This is a genomic window from Vibrio sp. ER1A (assembly GCF_000733315.1).
GTDB lineage: Bacteria > Pseudomonadota > Gammaproteobacteria > Enterobacterales > Vibrionaceae > Vibrio > Vibrio mediterranei.
Genome location: NZ_JPJA01000104.1, coordinates 1 through 8,505, shown reverse-complemented (window position 1 = coordinate 8,505; position 8,505 = coordinate 1). Strand labels below are relative to the sequence as shown.

Below are 8,505 nucleotides of genomic sequence, written 5' to 3'. Positions count from 1 at the left end.
CAAGCCGGCGACAGAGTCGCCTGAGCGAGCTACGCTCGAAAGCAAAGAGACTTAAGCTTTACAACGTATTGACAATTTAGAGTTCACCTTTGAGCCAATTCCACTTTAGAATGCCTTTAATACATTGAAAATATGAAGGTAATCACATGCATCTCACCCCTCAAGAATCGATAGAACAGCTGCAGTTTGAACTCAACGATACCAAAGGCCGATTAGACGCGTTAAGTTTTATGGCACGGCTCATCCTTGATAGCGTAAAGCTTCAGGATGAGAAAGCTTACCAGGCACTGAAAACCGCTTGTCTCACATACAGCCACGATCATCTAGCTACTTTAGGGGAGATTGGTGAAGATGATATTGAGGAGCAAGCTCAAGCTTTTACAGAAGAAATTGAAAATTTATTCTGTGATGAAGAGGACTTATTCGGCGAAGAGTAGCGATAGTCTCTCTAATGCACATACGTTCGCTCAGGCAACTATTCGCACGCAATAGCACCTGGGCCATCTATCTCAGTAAACACATCTCTGAAATCAGAGATGTCGTTGTCGATAACGTCACCCGAATGATGGCTTGTGGCTCATCGAGCATGGGGTCACGGCTCTATAAGTGCAAAAGTTCTGGCTGTACTTATACCAAATACCTCAATCAAACTTGCAAGTCTCGTGCTTGTAGCAGTTGTGGCGTGAAATCCACCGAAAGGTGGATACGCCAACAACAGCATGTGCTGCCAGATTGCGAATGGCAACACATCACCTTCACGATGCCAAGCACTCTCTGGCCAATCTTTCGTCATAATCGCTGGTTGCTTAATCGATTATTCAAATGCGCGGCCGACATCTTAACGACTTGGGCGAAACGGCAAGGCTTAGAAGTTGGTGTTTTTTGTGCGCTTCATACCTACGGGCGCAAGCTCAATTGGAATTGTCATGTTCACGCTTCAGCGACACGGGGAGGAATTTGCCAACGAACAGGACAGTGGAAGCCAATTTATTTCAAAGCCAAAGTAACCGAAGCATGTTGGCGTGCAGCGATCACACAGCTCTTAAGCGCGCATTACTCAGAGCTTGATTTAAGTGCAGCCGATTGCCCGTTCATCCGCCATGAAGAGGATTGGTTCGCCTTTCTGCGTAGCCAATATCGCCGCCGTTGGAAACTGCATTTTGGTAAGAAAACAGACCAACATCATAAGACGGTCAATTACCTAGGTCGCTATTTGAAGCGACCACCAATTTCAGGCTCTCGCTTGCACCACTACAGCAAAGGAAGTCAGTTGACGTTTGAATACCTTAACCATCGAACAGGAGAAAAGGAAATGCTGACTTTAGCCGCTGAGGATTTGATTTGCCGGCTCATCGAACACATTCCCGATAAGCACTTTAAAATGATCCGCTACTACGGTTTTCTGTCGAATCGTCGCCGTGGTGAAATGCTGCCAAAAGTTTATGATGCGTTAGAGATGGAAAGCAAGGAGGCGCCAACGCTGCCTTGCTATGCCAGCATGCTAAAGAAGTACGCTAAGGTTGACCCATACGAATGCCTATTCTGCAGAGACAGGTTAGAGTTTGTTAGTTTTAGAGCGGGAGAAAGCCGCGAAGAATTGATAAGACAGACTGTTTTGGAAGGGCAATTGAGGTCAGCTTAGTTCCTTCCTATGGATAAGTTTATCTGCAATTTGAGCAAACCGACCACGATAGCACTTTTGCAACACCATTCGCTTCATTCAGTCACGCCATTATCACAAATTAATTACAATCAATTAAATTAACTTCGATTTAGCTCGAACGTTCAAAGGTAAGGAAACTTTGAGTTTCCTTACCTTCGAGAAAGAGATCACTTTGAAGTGGAATATGCCTTGAGAAGCATTGACAAGCCTGTCGGTGTATCAGGCTACCAACTTACCAAAAAATTACCGTCAGAGTTACAAGATAAACTCCCTGATCCAGAACTATTGGAAACCGAGATCCGTAAAGAAATGGGAGAGATCATCAGTCCGGATACAATCAAATAAAGTGAGCAGAAGTGACGGATAGAATCACTTAATGTGGGCAGGTTATTCGATACGGTCAATGAATGTGAGCACGGAGCGAAAGATAAAATCACTGATTGTGAGCAAGTAAAACCGGATAAGTGCGAGAATTCGGAATTATAAGTGCGAGCATCTACAATTAACTCCCGATTTTGATGAATTTCGGAATCACATTAATCAATCACAGAATTACTGTAAAGTTCTAAAATACAAGCCTTTATTATACCAGTTCTTCAAGCTGGTACTTAGTTAAGTATGACTCAAAACCTTGATGCTCACCTAAAAGTAATTTTGAGCCCACTTTTCTAGCAAACTTTTGGACAGAATGTATGGTATGCCCCGTTTTGCAAGTGAAAATTCCAAAATAACGGAGTTGGTTTGCGCTAATGTATTCAGAGTCTAATTGAGACCAATTTACTTTAGCCCCAGCTCTACGATGAGATCCGCGCCAGATTGTCCTCAAAAATGCGAAAGCACTCTAAGTTGCTGTTCTGTCCACAAGGTCTTCAATCTGGTGGTCTAACCGTTTTGTCATCTTTCATTTTCATATGCAAACTTGATTTATATTCTTATTTCAAAAGGCTTTTTCGTTGCCATAACAGACCAAGCAATCCTTGCTAGCTTATTCGCTAATGCTACCAAAGCAACATTGAAAGGCTTTCGATGCTTTAGCTCTATTAGCCACTTACCAAAATATTGTTCAGCCGTTCCATCTCTCCAGAGTACTGCTCTGGCTGCGTGTATAAAGAGTTCTCGTAATTCTTTATTCCCACGCTTAGAGATCCCAAGCATTCTCGGCTTCCCACCTGTTGAATACTGAAATGGAACGAGACCCAGCCATGCAGCGAAGTTACGGCCATTAGAAAAATCTTCAGGATCGGACACCGAAGATATGCAGCAAGCAGCGGTCATAGGCCCGACTCCAGGTACTGTTTGTAAAATCGTGAATAACTCATTACCACTATTTAGAGTCTCTAGCTTTTTGTCTTGTTTTTGATTTTGTTATTAAGCTCATTGTAATGATCAAGCTGATTTCGCAACTCAAAAATAAGCAAAGGTGGAACCTGTTGGCCTGTACCAGCCAACCACTGAAAAAGCCGTTTCATATTTGCGTGTCCGCGTGGAAAGCTGAACCCAAATTCAGTGAGGATTGAGCCTATACGGTTCATGATTGCGGTGCGCTCTCGAATATAGCCTGTTCTGATTCTTCGAATTACTACTCCCAGCTGCGCTTGCTCAGTTTTAGGTGAGACAAACCTCATCCTAGGTCGAGTTGCAGCTTCAGCAATCGCATCAGCATCAATGAAGTCGTTTTTATGACTCTTAACATAGGGCTTAACATATTGTGGAGGGATCAGTTTAACTTGATGCCCATAATCTTGGCATTTTCTAGCAAGCCAGTGCGCCCCACAACAAGCTTCCATTGCTATTAGTACTGGCTCATGAACCGAGATAAATTGAAGTAACTTTGATCTAGAGAATTTGTGTCTATAACGTTGTTGGCCAGTGTAATCATGACCAACGACATGGAAAGTAGATTTACCTAGATCAATACCAATAGTTTTAATAGCCGACATGATGGCACCTCCCGAAGTTCAGCGACATAGCTGAGTTTAGTGTAGGTGTGGGGCGTACCATCTAATTAATGCTCTACATCCCTTCACTTCTAACATGCCCCCTATAGCCGTCATCCTCACGAAAGTGAGGATCTCCTACCGCGTGTAGGTGACTGAAAATTGGCGACTAGGTCACGTAATTTGGCTGCGGGACGCGCTGAATGAGATCCCCTTTTTCAAGGGGATGACTGTAATTGTTGGGGATGCTGTGAACACGAAAAGGGGCAAACTCGTCTCGCTGCCACGATGTCAATGGCATTGCCCGTCACTGATGTGAAAAGAATCCAACTTCTTCTGTTGAGCGTCAAATACGGTAATTTGATAGTCTACATTTGTATCGAGTAAACGACGTGTCTCTCTATCCTGACAGTAGCGCTGAGTAATGCGATTAGCTAATTGTGCCTGATTGATGTTGGGCATCATGAGAGAAAGGTAGATCGTACTCCTGATAGATTTAACAGAGATAATAGGTGAATTCTGCCCCATATTAGCCATTTCATTTTTCAACTCACTGACTCGATTACTCGCCAGTAAAGGAGCCATCGCATGTTCTGGTCGATTTGAGCAGCCAGTTAATATCACAACAGACAATATTACAGGTAATAAATATGAAGACATGACCATGTTCACTTTCTCAAGAATTGACAAGTAGCCTACCCGAGATGACTTCTGATAACAATGCAGCTTACAAACTCTGATAACGTTATATGCAAGCTCCGATTTGGATAATTTACAGCATGAGAAATGCGCATTAACAGGATGTGAATGAGTATTTGTTCTGCCTAAAAATGGGGCAGCGATCAGTCAACGCCTTCTAGCAGAATCCTTTAGAGATTGTGTAGTATCATTGCTGTTTTATTAGCCAAACTAGGCCAAGCCGTGAAATCAGCAATTAATCACTAGAAACAGGATGAGATGTGAACAAGTTACCTAAACCGACGAAAAAGCAGAAGCAATTTAATATCAACCCGAAAGGAAAAGGAATTAAACGGATACCTGATGAATTGAACACAATGGATATCCGCAAGCGTATAGAAGAGATTGAGGAACAAAGAGCGTGGGACAAGGAGTGGCGCTTATGAGCGCTAGAAACCTCTCTGAACTTCTCAACACAACCCTCCTCATGCACTCTGAAAAACTGAGTAACTTGGACAGAGATACACTGACAGGCTTTCTAAGTCAGCTCAACCGTGATCAAGCCTTGTCAGACAAACAAATGAAGCTGTGTCAGAAATTAGTCCTAAAAACGAATCAAACCTGTGTCTTTATTCACGATACTTCAAATGTCCCCTGATAGATAAGACAACGTCAATCTTCGATGTTATCGACCCAGCCTTCATCCAGCGTCAATCGACTAAGCACTCTATCCATTAAATCTTTTATTTCAATTTGCTTAGTCCCGTCTGGTGCATGATGCTCCGCTGAGCGTTTTGCGTTCGTCAGGCTTTTCATAAAGATGGTTTCGTTGTCCATCACGACGTCTTTGGTGTTAAAGTAGATGACCTGATAGGTCGGCATTATTGATTCCCTTATATTACGAAGTACAGGTTTCAATATAGCACCGTTTAACGCTACAGGGCTCGAATTGATTGGGGACTCTAATCAAAAATTGACTAGACAACCAACTGACTATCAAAGACTATGAAGATAAAGCGTACATCGTATAATGGCTATTACCTCAGCCTTCCAAGCTGATGATGCGGGTTCGATTCCCGCTGTACGCTCCATTCTAATGTTTCCTTTGCCTAAAACCTCGAACACACCTATTATAATCTCAAATCGAAACGCCATGTGAGTCCGCCCCTAATAAGTTCAATTATTACAGCATGGACATACACTTTCGCCGCGTATACTCAAACTTCGTCACATTATGTTTCTTTGGGTAAACCTAGCAAAATCGCTATCACGAAATCTTTGCCGAAACTGATAATGGGGGGCAAACTAGTGTTACCCACACAGCGACTCTATCGCCTCACCACAAAGTTAACCAAGCGTATAACTGGCCATCCTTCTTGAAGTACCAGTGAAGCTATCTGACACTTAAATACGCTTCATAGTAGGAATCAAGCTGGCTTCTTTTTTCTTCAGCAGTGAAATATTACCGGCAATACGTTTACAGTTTAAAAATAAAATCCGTCTAGTAGCGTGATCATATCGCCCGCTTTCAAACATTCGGTTAATGAGATCATAGCGCTTGAAGTAATTCATCAATGCGGTTTTTTCCAAAGGGTATATCTTTAGATCCTAACTGCTTAGTATTTGTGGGATGACGACACTTCTTGCTAGACAGCAGTGACTTGTCACCAAAAAAGCGGTTGTCTTCGATAATCCAAAAACCTTCAGGCTGGAGCGCTTTGTTGACGTAAATTATGTGCAATACATCCCAGTCTTTGTGAAGTGGAGATATAGTGCGTGTTTTTGAGTAAGCAGAAACCGTCTTTACTTGCACTTTCAAATCAACCCCTGATACGTGAATATCCCACCCCTTCTCACTATGGGAACCATAAGTTAATTTGCTGTTAGGAAAGATGCTAGACAAATATCGATAAGAATAGAACTCACCTATGCTCCCCGTTTTTTGGTCGCCCTCTGGTATCGAAGGCTCGGTTTCTTGAAGAACCTGAAGCCGTTCGTAAGCTTCAGCATACTGCTTAATTGCACATTTAATTTCTGAATCAGGCATCGTGTGGCTCTCTAGAATAAAATTGTAAGGCAAACTAATTTATGTTATCTCGATACAACGTCACGGGTTGACCCGTGACATTACGTTAAAACCTGCCTATCGACCGCATGTGATTGATTTATTTGCGGAAACAATAAAAGTATTGAGTCTCAATGTAAATGGCGTCACACGACCATTACATGATGCGCACATAGGGACGATGTATTCACCATCCACAAGATTATTTCTTACATGAGCTCCCAATATCACCGGTGATTTACACCCATAAACAGAACATGACATAGGCCACATTCGATTTGAAAAATTTAGCCAGTGTTGCTTCCAAGTTCCACAACTGCATCTACGCGACGCTGACCCAACAACGTTTTGCCAATTTGATGATGGAATGAATGTCATAATTCCCCCTTATAAATTTAAATGACATACAAATCATACTCTTTTCTATTTATGTTGCTCGGCTTATGGCATAAGTGTTGCATTTTCTCTGCTAGATGTAATTGCCCTACTACAACTTCACATAGAAAAATTTACAAGATCCCAGGCTATTTTCAGCAGAGCTTTCTTAATACTTTGTCTTAACTCTCTTTGTATCGCATTAACTGACCTTCCAATTTCGCACTCAGCTTTTGAGCTTCGCCAAGAGAAGCTTGTGTTTCTATGAGAGCTTCGTTCTTCTTATTCCACTCTAGCTCCCAAGCACCTTTGATGTACTTGGGAGCTAGAGTGGAACAAGTGGAGGAACGCATCGCAAGATGAGAAAGACGATATAGCTCAGAAATTCATGAACGGCAAGAAACCTGATTTTATTTGAAGCGGTTGACTGCTATATAGGAGCATTGCAACCATGTAGAGACAGTGCTGCCCCACCGAAACGAAGTGTAGGTAGACTGTCTCCAACATGACAGAGCAATTAGTCGCTCAACTTCTGCTCCCCCTCCTCTTCCCGTCCCAGAAAGTTCTCGATTGACTTACGACTGACGAACGCCTCAATGGTCTTACGTTGACTAGGAGCCAATAGTTGGCTACCTGTCAATTTAAGTAAGAAGTTCAGTTCTTCATCTGTAGCACTTTCGTTCAGAGTATGGGTAATGCTACAATTTACGTGCATTTTAATTCTCCTGTAGGGTTAAATGCCCTCTCGATGTCTGTCGTCGAAAACTACATCGAGAGGTTATCTAGGTTATCTAGGTTATCTAGGTTATCTAGGTTATCTAGGTTATCTAGGTTATCTTATTTTGAATATCTCTTTCCTCTTGACCAATAGTTTTTTCTAGGAAATCGTTCCATTCTGAAAATTCATTAGTTGTGTCTATAATTTTAAGCAAAACAGAAACTGCAACTTCTACAGCTTCACTACGTCCACGAGTCAGTTCAAAGCCATGCTGTTTGAGCAGATTCTCAAGCTTAGATATGTCTTCATTTCTATTTTCTGAAAACTTAAGCCCGACACTCTTTCTGACAACTACTGACTTTTTCGGACCAGGCTTATTTCGAATTTGCCCGACTTCTGCAACATTTCCAACCGTATTACCCGTTTTGTTTTGGTTAGCTTTGTTTAACCAATCTGGTGCTTTACTCATGTGCTAAGGCCTTATCAAGCAATTCATTAATCTCTTTTTGAGCCAAGTTTAGCCCGTACATTCCTTTCAACTCAGGATCGAACACTGTCCTTCCCATACCAACTACTCGTTCATAAATACTCCGAGAAGGAATAACATGCATAGTAGGCGTTGATTTCTGTTTGGCTTTTATAAAGTTTCGATGTTCCATTTTTCGAGTATCAGCCATACTAATAACTTCAATCACATTTCTTCCGATTTCGTTTAATCTCGGTAAATGTTTTGACACAACACCATAAGCTAATCGACTTGGCTGATAAGGAATAACGACTGTCCCATGAGGTTCGTCCGTAGTAGAAGGCGTCATATCTACAATTAGTAAATCAACATCAGGCGCGCTGTCAGGGAAATGATGAACAACTTCAAATGGAGCAAAACCATCTTCACTTAACCAATGGCAACTCGCTTGAGGATCATCATCAACCAACATTACATTTAAGTTTCTAGCAGCAGCGGCACCAGCTAAGTTCCAACTAATAGTGGACTTACCAACACCACCTTTCTCATTCCAAACACTGATTATTTTCATATAGATTCCTTCTAGGATAACTAGGATAACTA

General features: G+C 42.0%; 10 protein-coding genes, 1 tRNA gene and 2 pseudogenes. 6 read left to right on the top strand and 7 right to left on the bottom strand.

Going from position 1 to position 8,505, the window contains the following annotated elements:
- The first annotated feature begins 146 nt into the window (after positions 1–146).
- The 3 genes and pseudogenes from HW45_RS27980 to HW45_RS29415 all read left to right on the top strand — a co-directional run.
- Positions 147–437, top strand: a complete 291-nt coding sequence (locus HW45_RS27980) for a hypothetical protein (RefSeq protein ID WP_038231450.1) — start codon at positions 147–149, stop codon at positions 435–437.
- A 14-nt stretch (positions 438–451) separates the two neighbouring features.
- Positions 452–1,642 (top strand): IS91 family transposase, encoded by a 1,191-nt coding sequence (locus tag HW45_RS27975; protein ID WP_038231449.1) that lies wholly within the window; start codon positions 452–454, stop codon positions 1,640–1,642.
- Between the two features lie 189 nt (positions 1,643–1,831).
- Positions 1,832–2,008: pseudogene (locus HW45_RS29415) on the top strand (hypothetical protein); the annotation flags it as partial.
- A 579-nt stretch (positions 2,009–2,587) separates the two neighbouring features.
- Here HW45_RS29415 and HW45_RS27970 read toward each other — a convergent pair.
- A pseudogene (locus tag HW45_RS27970) lies at positions 2,588–3,603 on the bottom strand (IS110 family transposase).
- 288 nt (positions 3,604–3,891) lie between these two features.
- Positions 3,892–4,260 carry a type II secretion system pilot lipoprotein GspS-beta gene (gene gspS2, locus HW45_RS27965; protein WP_160171245.1) on the bottom strand — a complete coding sequence of 123 codons (369 nt, stop codon included), beginning with the start codon at positions 4,258–4,260 and terminating at the stop codon, positions 3,892–3,894.
- 299 nt (positions 4,261–4,559) lie between these two features.
- Here gspS2 and HW45_RS29795 point away from each other — a divergent pair, with 299 nt between their 5' ends.
- Positions 4,560–4,724, top strand: a complete 165-nt coding sequence (locus HW45_RS29795; protein WP_200874612.1) for a hypothetical protein — start codon at positions 4,560–4,562, stop codon at positions 4,722–4,724.
- Positions 4,721–4,936 (top strand): hypothetical protein, encoded by a 216-nt coding sequence (locus HW45_RS27960; protein WP_038231445.1) that lies wholly within the window; start codon positions 4,721–4,723, stop codon positions 4,934–4,936. Before HW45_RS29795 ends, HW45_RS27960 begins: the two co-directional genes overlap by 4 nt.
- A 14-nt stretch (positions 4,937–4,950) precedes the next feature.
- Here the strand turns inward: HW45_RS27960 and HW45_RS27955 are convergent, their stop codons facing one another.
- Positions 4,951–5,160 (bottom strand): hypothetical protein, encoded by a 210-nt coding sequence (locus tag HW45_RS27955; protein WP_038231444.1) that lies wholly within the window; start codon positions 5,158–5,160, stop codon positions 4,951–4,953.
- A 134-nt stretch (positions 5,161–5,294) separates the two neighbouring features.
- Between HW45_RS27955 and HW45_RS27950 the strand changes: the two genes are divergently transcribed.
- Positions 5,295–5,369, top strand: a tRNA-Gly gene (locus HW45_RS27950).
- Positions 5,370–5,827: 458 nt separating this feature from the next.
- Here the strand turns inward: HW45_RS27950 and HW45_RS27945 are convergent.
- The 4 genes from HW45_RS27945 to HW45_RS27930 form a co-directional block, all read right to left on the bottom strand.
- A complete protein-coding gene (locus HW45_RS27945; protein WP_038231443.1) occupies positions 5,828–6,325 on the bottom strand; it encodes a hypothetical protein in 498 nt (165 codons plus the stop codon).
- A gap of 910 nt (positions 6,326–7,235) precedes the next feature.
- Positions 7,236–7,433 carry a hypothetical protein gene (locus tag HW45_RS27940; RefSeq protein WP_038231442.1) on the bottom strand — a complete coding sequence of 66 codons (198 nt, stop codon included), beginning with the start codon at positions 7,431–7,433 and terminating at the stop codon, positions 7,236–7,238.
- A 112-nt stretch (positions 7,434–7,545) separates the two neighbouring features.
- Positions 7,546–7,905: a hypothetical protein gene (locus HW45_RS27935; protein WP_038231441.1), complete on the bottom strand. Its 360-nt coding sequence runs from the start codon at positions 7,903–7,905 to the stop codon at positions 7,546–7,548.
- A partial coding sequence (locus HW45_RS27930; protein WP_235225571.1) for a ParA family protein occupies positions 7,898–8,505 on the bottom strand: 608 nt, incomplete at its 5' end. The genes HW45_RS27930 and HW45_RS27935, both read right to left, overlap by 8 nt.